At 64.8% G+C, this 18,769-nt stretch carries 16 protein-coding genes; 15 read left to right on the forward strand and 1 reads right to left on the reverse strand.

Features of this window, described 5'->3' with window-relative positions:
* The first annotated feature begins 3 nt into the window (after positions 1 to 3).
* From RX329_RS00180 to RX329_RS00210, 7 genes are all read left to right on the forward strand, one after another.
* Positions 4 to 1,062: a PhoH family protein gene (locus RX329_RS00180; protein ID WP_317245480.1), complete on the forward strand. Its 1,059-nt coding sequence runs from the start codon at positions 4 to 6 to the stop codon at positions 1,060 to 1,062.
* A 61-nt stretch (positions 1,063 to 1,123) separates the two neighbouring features.
* Entirely contained in the window at positions 1,124 to 1,633 is a 510-nt protein-coding gene (ybeY, locus tag RX329_RS00185; protein WP_085349875.1) for an rRNA maturation RNase YbeY, read from the forward strand.
* Position 1,634: 1 nt separating this feature from the next.
* A complete protein-coding gene (locus RX329_RS00190) occupies positions 1,635 to 2,753 on the forward strand; it encodes a hemolysin family protein (RefSeq protein ID WP_026233030.1) in 1,119 nt (372 codons plus the stop codon).
* A complete protein-coding gene (gene lnt, locus RX329_RS00195) occupies positions 2,750 to 4,363 on the forward strand; it encodes an apolipoprotein N-acyltransferase (RefSeq protein ID WP_085362003.1) in 1,614 nt (537 codons plus the stop codon). Before RX329_RS00190 ends, lnt begins: the two co-directional genes overlap by 4 nt.
* Positions 4,364 to 4,573: 210 nt before the next feature.
* Positions 4,574 to 4,987, forward strand: a complete 414-nt coding sequence (locus RX329_RS00200) for a helix-turn-helix domain-containing protein (protein ID WP_007598327.1) — start codon at positions 4,574 to 4,576, stop codon at positions 4,985 to 4,987.
* Between the two features lie 85 nt (positions 4,988 to 5,072).
* Positions 5,073 to 6,230, forward strand: coding sequence for a M20 family metallopeptidase (locus tag RX329_RS00205; RefSeq protein ID WP_085362004.1), 1,158 nt, complete (start codon positions 5,073 to 5,075; stop codon positions 6,228 to 6,230).
* Positions 6,227 to 6,937 (forward strand): tRNA (guanine(46)-N(7))-methyltransferase TrmB, encoded by a 711-nt coding sequence (locus RX329_RS00210; RefSeq protein WP_085362005.1) that lies wholly within the window; start codon positions 6,227 to 6,229, stop codon positions 6,935 to 6,937. Before RX329_RS00205 ends, RX329_RS00210 begins: the two co-directional genes overlap by 4 nt.
* Here RX329_RS00210 and RX329_RS00215 read toward each other — a convergent pair.
* A complete protein-coding gene (locus RX329_RS00215) occupies positions 6,934 to 8,016 on the reverse strand; it encodes a DUF2336 domain-containing protein (RefSeq protein ID WP_085362006.1) in 1,083 nt (360 codons plus the stop codon). The two genes, RX329_RS00210 and RX329_RS00215, sit on opposite strands and share 4 nt — an antisense overlap.
* 364 nt (positions 8,017 to 8,380) lie before the next feature.
* On the opposite strand from RX329_RS00215, the gene rimP reads away from it, so the two are divergent.
* From rimP to pnp, 8 genes are all read left to right on the forward strand, one after another.
* The gene (rimP, locus tag RX329_RS00220; RefSeq protein ID WP_018455800.1) at positions 8,381 to 9,160 is read left to right on the forward strand and encodes a ribosome maturation factor RimP; all 780 of its coding nucleotides are present in this window, start codon (positions 8,381 to 8,383) and stop codon (positions 9,158 to 9,160) included.
* 2 nt (positions 9,161 to 9,162) lie between these two features.
* Positions 9,163 to 10,773 carry a transcription termination factor NusA gene (nusA, locus tag RX329_RS00225; RefSeq protein WP_007603900.1) on the forward strand — a complete coding sequence of 537 codons (1,611 nt, stop codon included), beginning with the start codon at positions 9,163 to 9,165 and terminating at the stop codon, positions 10,771 to 10,773.
* A gap of 22 nt (positions 10,774 to 10,795) precedes the next feature.
* Positions 10,796 to 11,479, forward strand: a complete 684-nt coding sequence (locus tag RX329_RS00230) for an RNA-binding protein (protein ID WP_018455799.1) — start codon at positions 10,796 to 10,798, stop codon at positions 11,477 to 11,479.
* Between the two features lie 70 nt (positions 11,480 to 11,549).
* Positions 11,550 to 14,252: a translation initiation factor IF-2 gene (gene infB / locus RX329_RS00235; protein ID WP_085362007.1), complete on the forward strand. Its 2,703-nt coding sequence runs from the start codon at positions 11,550 to 11,552 to the stop codon at positions 14,250 to 14,252.
* A gap of 156 nt (positions 14,253 to 14,408) precedes the next feature.
* Positions 14,409 to 14,840 (forward strand): 30S ribosome-binding factor RbfA, encoded by a 432-nt coding sequence (gene rbfA / locus RX329_RS00240; RefSeq protein WP_026233028.1) that lies wholly within the window; start codon positions 14,409 to 14,411, stop codon positions 14,838 to 14,840.
* Positions 14,837 to 15,955: a tRNA pseudouridine(55) synthase TruB gene (gene truB / locus RX329_RS00245; RefSeq protein ID WP_085385550.1), complete on the forward strand. Its 1,119-nt coding sequence runs from the start codon at positions 14,837 to 14,839 to the stop codon at positions 15,953 to 15,955. Before rbfA ends, truB begins: the two co-directional genes overlap by 4 nt.
* 3 nt (positions 15,956 to 15,958) lie before the next feature.
* Positions 15,959 to 16,228 carry a 30S ribosomal protein S15 gene (gene rpsO, locus RX329_RS00250; protein ID WP_007598346.1) on the forward strand — a complete coding sequence of 90 codons (270 nt, stop codon included), beginning with the start codon at positions 15,959 to 15,961 and terminating at the stop codon, positions 16,226 to 16,228.
* A 376-nt stretch (positions 16,229 to 16,604) separates the two neighbouring features.
* Positions 16,605 to 18,758, forward strand: a complete 2,154-nt coding sequence (gene pnp / locus RX329_RS00255) for a polyribonucleotide nucleotidyltransferase (RefSeq protein WP_007603907.1) — start codon at positions 16,605 to 16,607, stop codon at positions 18,756 to 18,758.
* Positions 18,759 to 18,769 lie beyond the last annotated feature (11 nt).

Here is an 18,769-nt window from a genome sequence, read left to right on the forward strand (position 1 = left end):
CCCTTGCCAAAAAGCGCATCGGATTCGTCTTCTTCCATCGCTCCCAGCCGCAAATTTGACCGCGACATGCAGGTTCCGCCCGAGACCCAGGTCGTCATCGACTTCGACGACAACCGCGCCGCGTCGGTGCTGGTCGGTCCTTACGGCCAGCATCTGGCACAGATCGAACGGCGGCTCGGCGTCGTCGTCGATTCCAAGGGCAACCACATCACGATTGGCGGCTCGCGCGACGGCTGCGATGCCGCGCGCCGGGTGCTGGAGACGCTCTACGCCCAGGCCGTGAAGGGACAGGATCTCGACCAGGGCGAGGTCGAGGGCGCGATCCGAGCCGTGATCGCGCAGGGCTCGCTGTTCGAGTTCGATGCCAAGTCGGCCAAATCCAGCTTCGACAGCATCAATCTGCGCAAGCGCCCGGTGCGTGCGCGCACGGCGGCGCAGGATTCCTACATCCGCGCGCTGAAGCGCCACGAGCTGGTGTTCGGCATCGGCCCCGCCGGCACCGGCAAGACCTGGCTCGCGGTCGCGCATGCCGCGCAGCTATTCGAGCGCAAGGAAGTCGACAAGATCATCCTGTCGCGCCCGGCGGTGGAAGCCGGCGAGCGGCTCGGCTTTTTGCCCGGCGATCTCCGCGAGAAGGTCGATCCTTATCTCCGCCCTATCTACGACGCGCTCTATGACCTGATGGACGCGCGCATTGTCGAGCGCGCGCTGCAGACCGGCGAGATCGAGATCGCGCCACTCGCCTTCATGCGCGGTCGCACGCTGACCAACGCGGCCATCATCCTGGACGAGGCGCAAAACACCACGTCCATGCAGATGAAGATGTTCTTGACCCGCCTTGGCGAGAACAGCCGCATGATCGTCACCGGCGATCCCTCGCAGATCGACTTGCCGAACGGCCAGACCTCGGGCCTCGCCGAGGCGACGCGCCTGCTGAGCGGCGTCGAAGGCATTGCGCAAGTTCATTTCAAGGCCGAAGACGTGATCCGCCACGAGCTCGTGGCGCGGATCGTCTCCGCCTACGAAGGGTCGCCGCAGCGGCCGGCCGCCGGTAAATCCTGACGAGACAGCAACCGGACCATATGGGCGCGGACACGGCGCCCCTTCGTTCGGAACAAGGACAATGTCACACCCCAACCTTCCCATCACCGAGGTCCTCGTCGTCGCCGATTGCTGGCAGCGGGAGCCCGAATCCGAAGCCGTGATCCAGCGCGCCGTGGCGGCCGCCGCCGAGAATGTCGACGAAGACGTTGCGGAGGCGGAAGTGGCGGTGATGCTGACCGATGATGCCGGCATCCGCATCCTGAACAGCAACTGGCGCGGCATCGACAAGCCGACCAACGTGCTGTCGTTTCCCGCGCTGCAGCCGGAAGGCGACTGGAAGCCTGGCGATGCGCCGCGCATGCTGGGCGACATCGCGATCGCCTACGAGACCATGCGGCGTGAGGCGGACGAGGAACAAAAGCCGTTCGATCATCATTTGAGCCATCTCGCCGTGCACGGTTTCCTGCATCTGGTCGGCTACGACCACGAAAACGAAGACGACGCCGAGGAAATGGAAGCGCTCGAACGAGAGATCCTGGCTCATCTCGGCATTCCCGACCCCTATGCCGACCGCCCAGGGACGCATTGAGATGCCGGATTCGGACCCGACTCACGACAATCCGCGCAACACGGCCAATTTACCGGTCGTGGTGACCTCAGGCGAGGTGATGCGCCCGACCGCGGAGGGCTGGCTGCTGCGTGCCATTCGCAGCCTGTTCGGCTGGAAGGCAGGTTCGGTGCGCGACGACCTCCAGGTCGTGCTCGACGCCACGACGCCCGACGACACCGGCTTCTCGACGGTCGAGCGCACCATGCTGCGCAACATCCTCGGCCTGCACGAGCGTCGCATCGCCGACGTCATGGTGCATCGCGCCGACATCGTCGCGGTCAAGCGCGACATCCCGCTCGGCGAGTTGATGGACCGTTTCGAGAGCGCCGGCCATTCGCGCCTCGTGGTCTACAACGAGACGCTCGACGATCCCGTCGGCATCGTCCATATCCGCGATCTGCTCGCCTTCATGACCGCGCGTGCGCGCGTGTCGGGGGTCACGAAAACCAAGCGCAAGAAACCGCTGCCGGCCGGGCTCGATCTGCGTACGGTCGATCTCGCGCTGCCGCTCGAGGAAGCGCGCATCATCCGCAAGCTGCTCTACGTGCCGCCGTCGATGCGGGCGATCGACCTGCTTGCGCAGATGCAGGCCACCCGCATCCATCTGGCGCTGGTGGTCGACGAATATGGCGGCAGCGACGGCCTGGTCTCGCTCGAGGACATCGTCGAGCAGATCGTCGGCGAGATCGACGACGAGCATGACAGCGACGAGCCGCCCTCGATCGTGCGGCTGCCCGACAACGCCTTCATCGCCGACGCCCGCGCCAGCCTCGACGACGTCCGCACCGTGATCGGCGAGGACTTCGTCACCGGCGAGGCCGGCGAGGAAGTGGAGACGCTGGGCGGCTATCTCGTCAGCTTCGTCGGGCGCCTGCCGGTGCGCGGCGAGGTGATCTCGGGCCCCGGCCATTACGAGATCGAGGTGCTCGATGCCGATCCGCGCCGGGTCAAGCGACTGCGGATCTCGACGCGAAAGGAGCGCCCCGCGCCGCGCACCCAGCGCGAGAGCCGGCGCCGCGAGGCTGCGCCGGATGGCAGCCAGCCGACGGCCAGCGACACGCCCACCCCGCCGCCAAGCGACGGGACCGGTCCGCAGTGAGCCCTTTCCAGCGATTTCGCCAGATCGCGCTTGCCATCATCCTGACCTGGGGATGGAAGCGCGCGCTCGTCGCGATGGCTGCCGGCGCGCTCTCGGTGCTGGCGCTGGCGCCGTTCAATGTATTCCCGGTGCTATTCGTCACCTTCCCGGTGCTGGTCTGGCTGATCGACGGCACCGGCGCCGGACGATATCGCGGCGTCCCCGCCGCGGCGCTTACCGGCTACTGGTTCGGCCTCGGCTATTTCGTGCCCGGCCTCTACTGGATCGGCTACGCCTTCTTCGTCGACGCCGATGTATTCGCCTGGCTGACGCCGTTCGCCGTGCTGGGCCTGCCGGCCTATCTGTCGATCTTCACGGCAATGGGCTTTGCGCTCGCCCGCCTGCTCTGGACCAAGAACGCGACGCGCGTGCTTGCGCTCGCGGCAAGCCTCACCATCACGGAATGGCTGCGGGGTCATGCGCTGACCGGCTTTCCCTGGAACGCGTTCGGCTATGCGCTGTCCGATCCGCTGCCGCTGGCACAAACGGCGTCGCTGATCGGCCTGTGGGGCATGACGTTCCTGACGGTTGCGATCTTCGCAAGCCCCGCGGCGCTGATCGACCGCACGCCCGATCGCCGCCTGGCGTGGCGCGCACCGGCCGCGGCCCTGGCGCTCCTGCTGGTCATGAGTATCTTCGGCGCGATCCGCCTGTCGCTGCATCCGACCACGATGGTCGCGGGCCCCAAATTGCGCCTGATGCAGCCGGATCTCCAGCAGGACGCGAAATTCAACTACGCCGCCAAGGCGGAGGTGATGAAGAAATATCTGGCCTTGTCGGACCGCGCCTCCGGACCGCAATCGACCGGCGTGCGCGATGCCACCATCCTGATCTGGCCGGAATCCGCCTTTCCGTTCTTCCTGACTCGCGAAGCCGATGCGATGGCGCAAATCGCGGAGCTTCTGCCCAAGGGCACGGTGCTGATCACGGGCTCGGTCCGCGCGCCCGACCTGCCGCGGGGCACGCCGATCACACGCGCCTACAATTCGATCTACGTGATCGACCACGATGGCAGCGTGCTCTCTATGTACGACAAGCTGCATTTGGTGCCGTTCGGCGAGTTTCTTCCCTACCAGGGTCTGATGGAGAAGCTCGGTTTCGAGCAACTCACGCGTGTGCGCGGCGGCTTCATTGCCGGCACCGTGCGGCATGCGCTGCCGGTCCCCGGCGCGCCGTCCGCGCTGCCGCTGATCTGCTACGAAGCAATCTTTCCCGGCGAGGTGGCCGGACGCAATGAACGTCCGGGCTGGATCGTGAATCTCACCAATGACGGCTGGTTCGGAATTTCGACCGGTCCCTACCAACACCTCGAACAGGCGCGGATGCGCGCGATCGAGCTCGGATTGCCGCTGGTTCGCTCCGCCAATACCGGCGTTTCCGCAGTGATCGATCCGGTGGGACGCATCGTCGCCAGCCTCGGTCTCGGGATCGAAGGCATTTTGGATGCAAATCTGCCCGCCGCGATCCCGCCGACCATCTATGCGCGCGTGGGCGATGTACCCGCGGCCATGTTTGTCGCGCTCGCCGTGTTTCTGGCGGTCCGCCGACGTGTTGCCAAACGGCATCCCTGATCACGCAGCCGCGGCCGATAGCTTTTGACAACCGTAGTCCCACGGTTGACAGACTGCACGCGGCCTCCTCATTCTGCACCGGCTGCAAAAGACAGTGGGTATTGCTAAATTTCTCCGCAATGTTTCCCAATAACAGGGTCTGATTTTGACGTTGCTTACACCTCAGGCATTCCTGATTGCGCCGAAGGTGATGTTTGGAGGGCTGAGGAAATGTCGAAAGCGCCCAACCCTGTTGACAAATATGTCGGCAGTCGCGTGCGGATGCGCCGCATCATGTTGGGCATGAGCCAGGAAAAGCTCGGTGAAGCTTTGGGCCTGACTTTCCAACAAGTTCAGAAATACGAGAAGGGCACAAACCGGGTCGGCGCGAGCCGCATCCAGCAAATTGCCGAAATTCTCCAGGTGCCGGTGTCCTTCCTGTTCGAGGGCGGTCCGAGCGGCGTGGCGGGGCCGGACGGCTTCGCAGAAGGCGCATCGCCGTCTTACGTCTCGGATTTCCTCGCGACTTCCGAAGGACTCGCTTTGACCAAGGCGTTCACCCGAATCACCGATTCGAAGATGCGCCGCTCGATCGTCGATCTCGTCGAGCAGATTGCGGCCCGCGAAGGCCCCGACAAGCGCTGACGCGCCATCTCAATCCGATTTGAGACTGCGTCAAATCTGGCCTATGTCGTCATTTGTGGCCGCGCTTTGATGCGCGTCCTCCTTGATGATGCGATTCAAAGGCACAGATGCGCCCATGGCCAGCTCCAATTGGTTCGATTCTCAAACTATTCTCGATGGCATCCGCCGCTGGGTGGAGGTCGAGACGCCAACGGACACGCCTGAACAGGTCAACAAGCTCGTCTCGATGGTCGCGGAGCAATACCGCGATCTCCCTGTTACGCTCGAGCGCATCGCCGGTGTCGATGGTTGCGGCGATCATCTCGTGGCGCGCTCGACCTGGGGCCAGGACCGGCCGGGTATCCTGGTGCTGAGCCACCTCGATACCGTTCACCCCATGGGATTCATCGAGCGCCTGCCGTTCAAGGTCGAAGGCGACAGCGCGTTCGGTCCCGGCATCTACGACATGAAGGGCGGCGCCTACATCGCCCACCACGCCTTTCGCGCGCTTTGCGCCACGGCCGATCGCCCGCCGCTCGGCATCATCCATCTGTTCACTTCGGACGAGGAGATCGGCAGCCCCACCTCTCGCGCACTCATCGAGACCGAAGGGCGCAAGGCGAAATACGTGCTGGTGACGGAGCCGGCGCGCGAGGGCGGCAAGATCGTCACCGGTCGCAAGGGCGTCGGGCGATTCGAAGTGTTCATCAAGGGCGTGCCCGCGCATGCCGGCACGCGGCCCCAGGATGGCCGCAGCGCGATCCGCGAGCTTGCCAACGTCATCCTGGCGCTGGAGGCGATGAACGATCTGGCGCGCGGCGTCACCGTCAATGTCGGCGTGGTGCGCGGCGGCACGCGGCCCAACGTGACCCCGGAAGAAGCCTATGCTGAAATCGATCTGCGCGTGCCGAGCTTCAAGGACGCGGATGAATTCGTCGGCAAGATCCTCGCTTTGACATCGAAGACAGATGGCGTCACCGTCAAGGTCACGGGCGGGCTCAATCGTCCGCCTTACGAGAAGAGCAATGCAGGCGCTTCGCTGTACGAACATGCAAAGACGGTTGCCACGGAGATCGGCTTCGATCTGGTGGACGTTCACACCGGCGGCGGCTCGGACGGCAATTTCACCGCCGCCCACACCGCGACGCTCGACGGGCTCGGCGTCGACGGCAAGGGCGCGCACACCCATTATGAGCAGCTCTATGTCTCGTCGCTCGCACCGCGCGCGCGGCTGCTCCACCGCCTCTACCAGACGCTACGATGAGTGAGCGCAAATCAGATCCGGATCGCGAGGACAGCGAGCGCGCCTTCTTCGGACGCCGCAAGGGCCACAAGCTCAGGCAGCACCAAGCCGAGCTGATCGATCATCTGCTGCCGCGTCTTGCGCTCGCCATCGACCGCGCAGCACCGGCGGATGCCCGCGAGATCTTCGCCCCCGCAGCCGACGATTTGCGGCTCGAGATCGGCTTCGGCGGCGGCGAGCATCTTGCGGCGGAAGCGCAGACCTTCGCCACAACCGGCTTCATTGGCTGCGAGCCTTACGTCAACGGCATGGCGAAGATCCTCGCGCAGATCGAGGCCGCCGAGATCGGCAACATCCGCCTGTTCGCAGGCGATGCCGCCGAGCTCCTGGCCTGGCTGCCGGAAGCTTCGCTGTCGCGGATTGACCTGATCCATCCCGATCCCTGGCCGAAACGGCGGCACTGGAAGCGGCGCTTCGTCCAGGACCGGACCATCGCCGCGATGGCGCGCGTGTTGAAAGCCGGCGGCGAATTTCGTTTCGTCTGCGACATCGACGATTACTGCGCCTGGACGCTGTCGCATCTGTCGCGCTCGCAGGACTTTGTCTGGCTCGCGGAGCGCGCCGATGATTTTCGCCTGCCGTGGGCCGGATACACGATGACGCGCTACGGCCGAAAGGCCACGCGCGAGGGGCGCAAGGCGGCGTATCTGCGGTTCAGGCGGGTCTAGATCGTCTGCCGGTTGCGCCAGAAATTCACGACGCGCTCGGCGGTCGTCGGCATCAAGCGCGTGAAATTCGCGCGCGCCTGCTCAAGATCGGCATCGGCTGGCGTGCGATTCGGGCCGTACCACATCAGGATCAGCGCCCGCACCGTCGGCCAGCTGACATTCAGCACACGCCCCAGAACCAGGATTGGATCGTAGCGGTCGCCCGTGATCAGGCGGTCGAGGACCGAGAGGCGGACTCCGGACATCGCCGAGAGCGAAGCGATCGCCTCCTCGTATTTGTAGGCCTTCGCGAAGCCAAACAGCGCGCTCTCGCCAAGATGGCCCCCGCGATGCAAGGCCAGCACCGTACGTTGCGCTCCCGAGAAATCGCGACGCGGGCCCGGCGGCAGCGTGGCTTCCTCGATGGCCGCCATGGCGCGCGTGATCTCGACCTGGCGCACGGGATTGACCACGCTCGAGAGGCGACGGCGGATGACGTCGAGCGTACCGTCGAGAAGCTGTTTCAGGTTCTCACCCGAAAGATCGCTGCGCTGGCCGATCCTGAGCGTCAGCACGCCATCCTGCGCGGCACGCTTGATCAGCTCCGAATAGCTGCCAGGCGAGAACACCGCGCCGGCATTGCCCGCGGCGCGGCGCACCACGTCGCGATCGCCGCGCTCGACCAGCACGTCGGTGATGACAGCCGACAGCGTGGGGCGTTCGCTCATCGCCAGCAGATGTCCCTGGCCCTTCAGTCGCGCGATTTCGACGAGAGCGGCGTCGTCGAGCACGGGCGAATGGCGCAGCACGGGGCCCGCCACCGCGATTTCGTTTTCGCGCGCGAGCTCGCTCACGAGACGCCGCGGCGCGTTGTTCAGGCGCGAGAAGCGTTCGGCGAGATCGACGCGCGAGGCGAGCTCGGCATGCGGGACGAGATCGATCAGCAGATTGTCGAAGAGATCGATGACATCGGGACGGAGGTTCTCGGCGTCCTGAAAGAACAATTGGGAAATGGCATGCGCGATCTCGCCGCGACGCCGCGGGTCGCCGCGTTTGACGATATCGTCCAGTCCGGGAATGAGCGACGTGGCAACGGTCATGAAAACGCAAACTCGTAGGGGGCACGCCGCGGGTACGCCCTGGTCCAAGCCGCCCCACAATCAGGGAATCTAGGCCTTGGAGGTGAAGGAAGCGTTGCGCCAGCGGGCCGCACAGCGGGCGCAAAAAGCCTCGCGCGCCGTGCAATGGGCCTTGTCCGAGAGGGCGGAAAGGGCTATATCACCGGCAATTCATCTTCTCATACGATCCGCGTAGTGAGAGTGGGCCCGAAAGGACCCGCTCTTTTTTATTACCTGAACGCGGCCTGGTGGAAGATGTGCGGCCCGCCGATCTGTCGGGAGAGTTCCGAAGCGGGCTTGAAAGCTTAACCAAGCCTTAACCATACCGAGCGCCTTGACCTCTGACATGACCGAACCGAACCCTGGTTCCACGGATGCCGAATTGCTGGCCGAGCCGAGGCTCGTGGTCGAGCCGGGCGTCGCGGCGCGGGTGTCCGCGGTCGCGGGGCCGGTGCTCGAAGGCATGGGCTACCGCCTGGTGCGGATCCGCATTTCCGGGGAATCCGGCTGCACCGTGCAGGTTATGGCAGAGCGGCCGGACGGCTCCATGCAGATCGAGGATTGCGAGGCGATCTCGCGGGCACTGTCGCCCGTGCTCGACGTCGCCGATCCCGTCGATCGCGCCTATCGGCTGGAAATCTCCTCACCGGGGATCGACCGCCCGCTGGTGCGCCGCTCCGATTTCGAGCGTTATGCCGGCCATCTGGTGAAGGTCGAAATGGCTGTCGCCCATGAGGGGCGGAAGCGGTTCCGCGGCACGATCGGCCCCGTCGAAGGCGACCGCGTGCATCTGCATCGCGACGACATCAAGGCGGGCGAGGCTGCCGACGTTCTCCTGACGATGGAAGACATCGCCGAGGCACGGCTGGTGCTGACGGACGAGTTGATCGCGGAATCCATGCGCCGCGGCAAGGCCCAGGCCCGCGAAATGCGCCGCAATCTCGGCCTCGAGCCGCCGGCGGCGCCGCACGCCAGCATCAGCGAAAAAACGACCAAGAACACCAAGCCGACTAAGAAACCGACGCCGGCCGCGACGAAGAAGCCGGCTCCGACCAATACCAAGAAACATCGCCTGGCCGCCGAACGCGCGCGACGGGGCGAAATCGATCCTGACGAAGGAGACTAGCCATGGCAGTCAGCGCCAATCGACTTGAATTGCTTCAGATCGCCGACGCCGTTGCGCGCGAGAAATCGATCGACCGCGGCATCGTCATCGCGGCGATGGAGGATGCCATCGCCAAGGCGGCGCGGGCTCGCTACGGCAGCGAGACCGACGTTCACGCCGAGATCGACCCGAAGAAGGGCGAGCTGCGGCTGTCGCGCCACATGCTGGTGGTCGAGACGGTCGAAAACCATTCCAACCAGATTTCGCTGGTGGATGCGCAGCGCGCCAATCCCGGTGCCCAGGTCGGCGACACCATCGCCGACACCCTGCCGCCGCTGGAATATGGCCGCATCGCCGCGCAATCCGCCAAGCAGGTGATCGTGCAAAAGGTGCGCGAAGCCGAGCGCGACCGGCAATATATGGAATTCAAGGACCGCATCGGCGACATCGTCAACGGCGTCGTCAAGCGCGTCGAATATGGCAGTGTGATCGTCGATCTCGGCCGCGGCGAGGCCATCATCCGCCGCGACGAGATGCTGCCGCGCGAAGTGTTCCGCAACGGCGACCGCGTCCGCGCCTACATCTTCGATGTCCGCCGCGAGACCCGCGGGCCGCAGATCTTCCTCTCCCGCACCCATCCGCAGTTCATGGCAAAGCTGTTCGCGCAGGAAGTGCCCGAGATCTATGACGGCATCGTCGAGATCAAGGCGGTCGCCCGCGATCCCGGCTCGCGCGCAAAAATCGGCGTGATTTCTCGTGATTCCTCGGTCGATCCGGTCGGCGCCTGCGTCGGTATGCGCGGTTCGCGCGTGCAGGCGGTGGTGAACGAATTGCAGGGCGAGAAGATCGACATCATCCCCTGGTCGCCCGACATCGCGACCTTCGTGGTCAACGCGCTGGCGCCGGCCGAAGTCTCCAAGGTCGTCATCGACGAAGACCGCGAGCGCATCGAGGTCGTCGTGCCCGACACCAACAACCAGCTCTCGCTGGCGATCGGCCGCCGCGGCCAGAATGTGCGTCTGGCCTCGCAGCTCACCGGCTGGGACATCGACATCCTGACCGAGCAGGAGGAATCGGAGCGCCGCCAGGCCGACTTCGAGAACTCCACCCGCGTCTTCATGGAATCGCTCAATGTCGACGAAGTGGTCGGCCAGTTGCTGGCGTCCGAAGGCTTCACGTCGGTCGAGGAACTCGCGATGGTGGACGTCAAGGAACTCGCCGGCATCGAAGGTTTCGACGAGGAGACCGCGCAGGAACTCCAGAACCGCGCCCGGGAATATCTCGAACAGCTGGAAGCCGAGCTCGAGGCCAGGCGCAAGGAACTCGGCGTCGAGGACGCCGTGAAGGACGTGCCCGGCGTCACCTCGAAGATGCTGGTGAAGTTCGGCGAGAACGACATCAAGACGGTCGACGACCTCGCCGGTTGCGCCACGGACGATCTGGTCGGCTGGACCGAGCGCAAGGAAGGCGGCGAGCAGACCAAATATCCGGGCGCGCTCGATGGCCTGGAGATCTCCCGTGACGATGCTGAAGCGATGATCATGCAGGCCCGCGTCAAGGCCGGATGGATCACCGAGGCCGATCTCGCCAAGCCTGCTGAAGAGGCCGAGGCGACCGAAGATCAGCCGGCTTAGGGCGAAGGAGGATGTCACCCGGATGCTCGCCGATACTGACCCCGAACTCGACCATGGACCGCGGACCGAAAGGTCCGCGACCGTGCGGATGTGTGCGGTCAGCCGCGAGGTCCGGCCGATCGACGAGCTGATCCGCTTCGTCGTCTCGCCGCAAGGGCACATAGTTCCCGATCTCAAGCGCAAGCTGCCCGGACGCGGCATGTGGGTCACCGCCTCGCGCGAGGTGGTTGCGGAAGCCGTTCGGCGTCACCATTTTACGAAAGCCTTCAAGCGCGAGCTGCGCATCCCTCAGACGTTTCCCGCCGACCTCGAGGCGCTCCTGGTCCGGAGCGTGGTCGAAGCCCTTGGGATTGCGGCCAAAGCGCGCCAGATCGTCGCCGGTTTCGGCAAGGTCGAAAGCGCGCTTCGGGAGGGTACGGTCGAGGTCCTGATCCATGCCAGCGACGGGGCCGCGGACGGAATCCGCAAATTGGACATGCTGGCGCGTCAAAATGAGGGAAATCGCGGCGCCAAGCCGGAGATTCCCGTCGTCACTGCACTAAAATCGACAGAATTGGATTTGGCACTTACCCGGTCAAATGTGATACATGCTGCCCTGCTCGCGGGCCCGGCGAGCAAGTCATTCCTGTCACGTAGCCAGATGCTGGTCCGATACCGGATGGCGGACGCTGACAGGACTGCCGAAAAGCCCGGCCAGGATTTCTGAGAGACAACGACCACCCGATAGCACGGTGCGGCAACGCACAAGACAACAAGATCAGGATTAGGACTGCTTAATGGTTGATACCAAGACCCCTGGCGACAAGAAGCTGAGCGTTCCGAGCAAGACGCTATCGCTCAAGCCGCGCGTCGAAACGGGCACCGTGCGCCAGAGCTTCAGTCATGGCCGTAGCAAGCAGGTCGTGGTCGAGAAGCGTGGCAAGCGCCGTGTCGACGGCAGCCCTGAACCGCAGGTGGCCGAAGTGGCGAAGCCCGCGCCGGCCGCCGCGCCCAAGCCTGCCCCGGCACGCCACGCGCCGCCGCGCAACGCCGGCTCCGGCGTGGTGCTGCGCACGCTGACCGAGGACGAACGTTCCGCCCGCGCCAGCGCGCTGGCCGATGCCAAGGTGCGCGAAGTCGAAGAGCGCCGCCATGCCGAGGAAGAGGCCCAGCGCCGCGCGGTCCGCGAAAGCGCCGAGCGTGCTGATCGTGAGGCCGCCGAAGCCCGCCGCAAGGCCGAGGAGGAGCGTCACCGTCACGAGGAGGAAGCCAAGCGGAAGGCCGAAACCGAGGCCAAGAAGCGTTTTGGCGAAGGCGAGCAGCCGCAATCTGTGGCGCGCCCTGCAACGGGGACCTCGGCCGCTCCTGCAGCGCGGCCCGGAGCGCCGATGGCGCGACCCGGCACAACCACCACGGCACGCCCGGGAACAACGACCGCGCGACCCGGAACGACCACGCAGCGGCCGGGAGGCCCGGTGGGCCGCGCCCCCGCCGTCGCAGCCGGACCGGACGAGGACGACGGTCCGCGCCAGATCCGTCGCGGCCCCGGCGGCGCTGCGCGGCCTGTGGTCGCTCCCAAGCCCACCCACAAGCCCGGCCCGCAGAAGGAGCGCGGCCGCCTGACGGTCGTCACCGCCTTCAATGCCGACGACGTCCGCGAGCGCTCGATCGCCTCGTTCCGCCGCCGCACCCAGCGCCTGAAGGGCCATGCCGCGAACGAGCCGAAGGAAAAGCTCATCCGCGAGGTGGTCATTCCGGAAGCGATCACCATCCAGGAGCTCGCCAACCGCATGTCGGAGCGCGCGGTGGAAATCATCCGCATGCTGATGAAGCAGGGCGCGATCCACAAGATCACCGACGTGATCGATGCCGACACTGCGCAGCTGATCGCCGAGGAGCTTGGTCACACCGTCAAGCGCGTTGCCGCGTCCGACGTTGAAGAAGGCCTGTTCGACGCCATCGACGATTCGACCGACACCGAGCCGCGCTCGCCGGTGGTGACGGTGATGGGTCACGTCGACCACGGCAAGACCTCGCTGCTCGATGCGCTCCGTCATGCCAACGTGGTCTCCGGCGAAGCCGGCGGCATCACCCAGCATATCGGCGCCTATCAGGTGCTGTCGCCCGAAAGCGGCAAGAAGATCACCTTCATCGACACGCCCGGCCACGCCGCGTTCACCGCGATGCGCGCGCGCGGCGCCAAGGTGACCGACATCGTCGTGCTGGTGGTTGCGGCCGACGACGGCGTGATGCCGCAGACGATCGAAGCCATCAACCACGCCAAGGCGGCGCGGGTGCCGATCATTGTTGCCATCAACAAGATCGACAAGCCCGACGCCAAGCCCGAGCGCGTGCGCACCGAGCTGCTCCAGCACGAGGTGCAGGTCGAATCCTTCGGCGGCGAAGTCGTCGATGTCGAAGTGTCGGCGAAGAACAAGACGAATCTCGACAAGCTGCTCGAGATGATCGCGCTCCAGGCCGACATCCTCGACCTCAAGACCAATTCGGATCGTCCGGCCGAAGGCACCGTGATCGAAGCCAAGCTCGATCGTGGCCGCGGTCCGGTCGCGACCGTTCTGGTCCAGCGCGGCACGCTCCGTGTCGGTGACATCATCGTCGCCGGCGCCGAAATGGGCCGCGTCCGCGCGCTGATCTCGGATCAGGGCGAGACGGTGCAGGAGGCAGGTCCATCCGTGCCGGTCGAGGTGCTCGGCTTCAACGGTCCGCCGGAAGCCGGCGATCGTCTCGCCGTGGTCGAGAACGAAGCCCGCGCCCGCCAGGTCACCAGCTACCGCGCGCACCAGAAGCGCGAGAACGCGGCTGCCTCGATCTCCGGCATGCGCGGCTCGCTCGAGCAGATGATGTCGCAGTTGAAGACGGCGGGCCGCAAGGAATTCCCGCTGATCATCAAGGCCGACGTGCAGGGCTCGCTGGAAGCGATCCTCGGCTCGCTGGAGAAGCTCGGCACCGACGAAGTCGCCGCGCGCATCCTGCATGCGGGTGTCGGCGGCATCTCGGAATCGGACGTGACGCTCGCGGAGGGCTTCAACGCCGCGATCATCGGCTTCTCGGTTCGTGCGAACAAGGAGGCCGCTGCGGCCGCCAAGCGCAACGGCATCGAGATCCGCTACTACAACATCATCTACGACCTCGTGGACGACGTGAAGAAGGCCATGAGCGGCCTGCTCGCGCCGACCCTGCGGGAAACAATGCTCGGCAATGCCGCGATCCTGGAGATCTTCAACATCTCCAAGGTCGGCAAGGTCGCCGGCTGCCGCGTCACCGACGGCACCGTGGAACGCGGCGCCAACGTGCGCCTGATCCGCGACAACGTCGTCGTGCACGAAGGCAAGCTGTCGACGCTGAAGCGCTTCAAGGACGAAGTGAAGGAAGTCCAGTCCGGTCAGGAATGCGGCATGGCCTTCGAGAACTATCACGACATGCGCGCCGGTGACGTCATCGAGTGTTACCGCGTGGAGACGATCCAGCGCTCCCTGTAAGTCCAAATCTTACCGAAGCGCCTGGATCTTTTTTGAACTGAATTGCGGGAGTACGATGGCCGGATTTTTTCCGGCCATCCACCCCTCTTCGTTTCAGCAAGACAAATGACAATGCCTGTGTCCCAAAAGCGGGCATGACGAGGTGATTTTCAGACCATGCCCCGCCATCATCAAAAAAAGAGTTCCGCGTCCGGCGGCTCGCAACGTCAGTTGCGGGTCGGCGAGCAGGTTCGCCATGCGATAGCCGAGATTCTGGCGCAAGGCAGCGTGCATGATGCTGACCTCGAAGGTCACATCATCACCGTGCCGGAGGTGCGGATGTCGCCCGACCTGAAGCTCGCAACAGTCTACGTGATGCCGCTCGGTGGCCGCGACACCGAGATCGTCCTCGCTGCGCTCGAGCGCAACAAGAAATTCCTGCGCGGCGAGGTCGCGCGGCGCGTTAACCTGAAATTTGCACCTGACCTTCGCTTCCGCGTCGACGAACGATTCGACGAAGCCGAACGGATCGAGAAGCTTTTGCGAACACCCGCGGTGCAGAAGGACCTGGAACAGGATCCGGATACGGATCGGGAAGAAGAACGATGACGATGGACCCGGCTCACGGCACGATCGGCGGCGAAGAGGCCGATCAGCTCGACGTGCAGAAGAATAATTTTGCGGACATGAGCGGCAATTCTCAGCCCGCTCAAGAGCCGCGCCGCGTCAACAACGATCCGCGCGCCAACAAGCAGAAGGGCAACCAGCCGCGCCGCGACCGTCGCGACGTCCACGGCTGGGTCGTGCTCGACAAGCCGATCGGCATGACCTCGACGCAGGCCGTTGCCGTGCTCAAGCGCCTGTTCAACGCCAAACGCGCCGGCCATGCCGGCACGCTAGATCCGCTGGCCTCCGGCGGCCTGCCGATCGCGCTCGGCGAGGCCACCAAGACCGTCCCCTTCGTCATGGACGGCCGCAAGCGCTACCGGTTCACGGTGTGCTGGGGCGAGGAGCGCGACACCGACGACATCGAGGGCCGGGCGACCGCAACCTCGGACCAGCGCCCGACTCGGGGGGCCATCGAGGCCCTGCTGCCCCGTTTCACCGGGGTGATCCAGCAGATCCCGCCGCGCTATTCCGCGATCAAGGTCCAGGGCGAGCGCGCCTACGACCTCGCCCGCGACGGCGAGATCGTGGAACTGGCCCCGCGCCCGGTCGAGATTCACCGTTTAAACCTTGTAGATCAACCGGATAGCGACCGCGCCGTGTTCGAGGCCGAGTGCGGCAAGGGCACCTATGTCCGCGCGCTGGCCCGCGATATGGGTAGGATTCTCGGCACTTACGGCCATATCTGCGCGCTGCGGCGGACCCTGGTCGGCCCATTTGGCGAGAACGACATGATTCCGCTGGATCAGTTGGAGGCTTTGTGCGATAGAGCCGCGTCCGGCGAGGGTAGCCTCGCCGACGCGCTTATGCCCGTTGAGACCGCGCTGGACGACATCCCGGCACTGGCCGTCACTCGGGCTGATGCGGCAAGGCTCCATCGGGGCCAAGCCGTTTTGTTGCGCGGACGGGATGCGCCCACTTGTAGCGGCACAGTCTATGTCACGGTGGCAGGCCGGCTTCTCGCGCTTGCCGAAGTCGGCAATGGCGAAATCATCCCCAAGCGTGTGTTCAACCTGACCGGCCTGACTGCCAGCGCCGATCGCAACGAGAGAAATTGACCGATGTCGATTGCCGCAGAACGCAAAGCGGAAGTCATCAAGACGAATGCCAACAAGGCCGGTGATACCGGCTCGCCAGAGGTTCAGGTCGCGATCCTGTCGGAACGCATCGCCAACCTCACCAACCATTTCAAGACCCACGTGAAGGACAATCATTCGCGTCGCGGTCTCTTGAAGCTGGTCTCGACCCGCCGCTCGCTCCTCGACTATGTGAAGAAGAAGGACGAGGCGCGCTACAAGGCGCTGCTCGAGAAGCACAACATTCGTCGTTAAGAGTTCTTGCGCGCGCCAACCGGCGCGCGTTTTCGCGCGTGATTTCGAACGAAAGCGTTTGTTTAAAGGTTTTTCGTCGAGGCTGCGTGCGCGTCGGATGCGAGCCGTTGACGGCGAGCATCCGGGCATGATGGGCGAACACCGCGCTTCGGTGTTCGCGTTCGTGCCGACTGACAGTCCAGCAGCAATCCGGCGGCTGGGCACAACGGGCAAGGCGCCCGTATGACCCGAAGGGATGGACGCCATCCGAAATCCAAAAACCATGGCAGGATCGCAGGACGCTGATCGCCCGCTTCGATCAACGTCCCGCAATCTTGCGCATGGTTTTTGTTTTTCGACCCGTCCTTCTTTCGAGAACCCATGAAAGAAGACCTCTATGTTCAATAAGCATTCAGTCGAGATCGACTGGGGTGGACGCCCTCTCAAGCTCGAAACCGGCAAGATCGCCCGTCAGGCCGACGGTGCCGTCGTCGCGACCTACGGCGAGACCGTGGTGCTCGCGACCGTCGTAGCCGCGAAGTCGCCGCGCGAAGGCGTCGACTTCCTGCCGCTGACCGTCGACTACCAGGAGAAGACCTACGCAGCCGGCCGCATTCCCGGTGGCTATTTCAAGCGCGAGGGTCGTCCGACCGAGAAGGAAACGCTGGTCTCCCGCCTGATCGACCGTCCGATCCGTCCGCTGTTCGTCGACGGCTGGCGCAACGAGACCCAGGTGATCGTGACCGTGCTCTCGCACGATATGGAGAACGATCCCGATATCGTCGCGCTGGTGGCCTCATCGGCTGCGCTGACCCTGTCGGGCGCTCCCTTCAAGGGCCCGATCGGCGCCGCGCGCGTCGGCTTCGCCAATGACGAGTTCATCCTCAACCCGACGCTCGACGAGATGGTCGACACTCAGCTCGACCTCGTCGTCGCCGGCACTGCGGACGCCGTGCTGATGGTGGAATCGGAAGCCAAGGAGCTGAACGAAGAGATCATGCTCGGCGCCGTGATGTTCGGTCACCGCCACTTCCAGCCGGTGATCAACGCGATCATCGAGCTCGCCGAAAAGGCCGCGAAGGAGCCGCGCGAGGTCACCACGATCGACAATTCGGCGCTCGAAAAGGAAATGCTCGGCATGGTCGAGCAGGAACTGCGCGCCGCCTACGCCATTCCGGTCAAGCAGGATCGCTACGCCGCGGTCGGCAAGGTCAAGGAAAAGGTGATCGCGCACTACTTCCCGGAAGGCCAAGAGCCGAAATACGACAAGCTGCGCATTGGCGGCGTGTTCAAGGAGCTCGAAGCCAAGATCGTTCGCTGGAACATTCTCGACACCGGCAAGCGCATCGACGGCCGCGATTCCAAGACCGTGCGCAACATCGTCGCCGAAGTCGGCGTGCTGCCCCGCGCCCACGGTTCGGCGCTGTTCACCCGCGGCGAGACCCAGGCGCTGGTCGTGACCACGCTCGGCACCGGCGAGGACGAGCAGTACATCGACGCGCTGTCGGGAACGTACAAAGAGACGTTCCTGCTGCACTACAATTTCCCTCCCTACTCGGTCGGTGAGACCGGCCGCCTCGGCGGTACCAAGCGCCGCGAGATCGGCCACGGCAAGCTCGCCTGGCGTGCGATCCACCCGGTGCTGCCGCCGCACCACGAATTCCCCTACACCACGCGCGTGGTGTCGGAGATCACCGAATCCAACGGCTCCTCGTCGATGGCATCGGTCTGCGGCGCCTCGCTCGCGCTGATGGACGCCGGCGTGCCGTTGAAGCGGCCGACCGCGGGCATCGCAATGGGCCTGATCCTCGAAGACAAGCGCTTCGCGGTTCTCTCGGACATCCTCGGTGACGAGGACCATCTCGGCGACATGGACTTCAAGGTCGCCGGTACCGAGCAGGGCATCACCTCGCTCCAGATGGACATCAAGATCGAGGGCATCACCGAGGAGATCATGAAGGTCGCGCTCGGTCAGGCCAAGGATGGGCGTATCTACATCCTCGGCGAGATGTCGAAGGCGCTCACCAACGCCCGCGCCGAGCTCGGCGAATACGCGCCGCGCATCGAGACCTTCAAGATCGCCACCGACAAGATCCGCGAAGTGATCGGCACCGGCGGCAAGGTGATCCGCGAGATCGTCGAGAAGACCGGCGCCAAGGTCAACATCGAGGACGACGGCACCGTGAAGGTCGCTTCCAGCGACGGCGAGGCGATGAAGGCCGCGATCAAGTGGATCAAGTCGATCGCCTCCGATCCGGAAGTCGGCCAGATCTATGACGGCACCGTCGTCAAGGTGATGGAGTTCGGCGCTTTCGTGAACTTCTTCGGCTCCAAGGACGGCCTTGTCCACATCAGCCAGCTCGCCTCGGCGCGCGTGCAGAAGACCTCCGACGTCGTCAAGGAAGGCGACAAGGTCAAGGTCAAGCTGCTCGGCTTCGACGACCGCGGCAAGACCCGCCTGTCGATGAAGGTGGTCGACCAGGAGACCGGCGAAGACCTCGAGGGCAAGGGCGAGAGCCAGCAGCCCGCGCGCGAAGCGGCCGGCGAGTAAATCTCGCTACC

Origin of the sequence: Bradyrhizobium sp. BWC-3-1, assembly GCF_032917965.1 — a bacterium.
Taxonomy (GTDB): Bacteria; Pseudomonadota; Alphaproteobacteria; order Rhizobiales; family Xanthobacteraceae; genus Bradyrhizobium; species Bradyrhizobium canariense_D.